Source organism: Cupriavidus neocaledonicus (genome assembly GCF_000372525.1).
Classification (GTDB): Bacteria; Pseudomonadota; Gammaproteobacteria; order Burkholderiales; family Burkholderiaceae; genus Cupriavidus; species Cupriavidus neocaledonicus.
In genome coordinates, this window is record NZ_AQUR01000002.1 from 1 (window position 1) to 1105 (window position 1105).

The following is a 1105-nucleotide window of genomic DNA, read 5'->3' on the forward strand; positions in this document are numbered from 1 at the left end:
TCCCAGCCGATCATCCACGCGACGATCTCGCCCAGCGTGGCGTAGCTGTAGGTGTAGATCGAGCCCGACACCGGGATCGCCGAGGCGAACTCCGCGTAGCACAGCGCGGCAAAGCCGCACGCCAGCGCCGCGATCACGAACGACACCGTCAGCGCCGGCCCGGCGGTCAGCGCGCCGGTGCCGGTCAGCACGAAAATGCCGGTGCCGATGATGGCGCCGATGCCCATCAGCACCAGGTCGACCGGACCCAGCACCTTCTTCAGGCCGTCATCGCGCGCGACGGCCAGCATCGCATCGATGTCCTTGGTGCGGAACAAGCTCATTCAAACTCCCTGCAACGGTGGCCGGGCCCGCGGCGGTAACGCGCGGGCCCGTAAAAAAGGGCGCTAGTGTACGCCGCTGGCCGGGCGCATGCATCACTTGCGCCGGGCCAGCGCGTTGCAGGGAATGATAGGAAAGGCGGGCCAGGCCGGCACTGACGGCAGGCAAGGCGCGCCCTCAGGCGTGCGCGAGGATGTTGATCAGTTGCCCGAACGGGTCGCGCACGAAGAAGCGGCGCACGCCCCACGGCTCGTCGGCCGGGCCGTATTCCACGGCAAAGCCGGCGGCCACCATGCGGCGGTGGGCCTCGTCGACATCGTCGACCTCGATCGACAGCGCGGGCACGGGCGTGCCGTTGCCGCCTTGCGCGGCAAAGCTGACCTGCGCGCGCGCAGTGCCCTCGCTGCCGTAGGTGCGGATCCAGCCGTGGTCCATCAGCAGGTCCAGGCCCAGCACGTCCTGGTAGAAGGCGCGCGCCTGGCCGGGATCTGCGGTGCCGATATTGGCGACGATGCGGGTGACCCTCATGCCGGCGCTCCGCTGGTTACTTCGCCACCGGCATGGTGAACTCGGCGCCCTTGGCGATCGCGTCCGGCCAGCGCTGCATCACGCTCTTGTAGCGCGTGTAGAAGCGCACGCCCTCTTCGCCATAGGCATGGTGGTCGCCGAACAGCGAGCGCTTCCAGCCACCGAACGAATGCCACGCCATCGGCACCGGGATCGGCACGTTGATGCCGACCATGCCCACCTGGATCTGCCGCGCGAACGCGCGCGCGATGCCGCC

The 1105-nt window shown here is 69.0% G+C and carries 3 protein-coding genes; all 3 read right to left on the minus strand.

Features of this window, described 5'->3' with window-relative positions; translation table 11 throughout:
* A partial coding sequence (locus tag A3AG_RS30875; RefSeq protein ID WP_035847360.1) for an amino acid permease occupies window positions 1–323 on the minus strand: 323 nt, incomplete at its 3' end.
* A 175-nt stretch (window positions 324–498) separates the two neighbouring features.
* On the minus strand, window positions 499–849 hold the full coding sequence (locus tag A3AG_RS0100015) for a glyoxalase superfamily protein (protein WP_018003634.1): 351 nt from the start codon (window positions 847–849) through the stop codon (window positions 499–501).
* A 16-nt stretch (window positions 850–865) separates the two neighbouring features.
* A partial coding sequence (locus tag A3AG_RS30880) for an aldehyde dehydrogenase family protein (protein ID WP_035847366.1) occupies window positions 866–1105 on the minus strand: 240 nt, incomplete at its 5' end.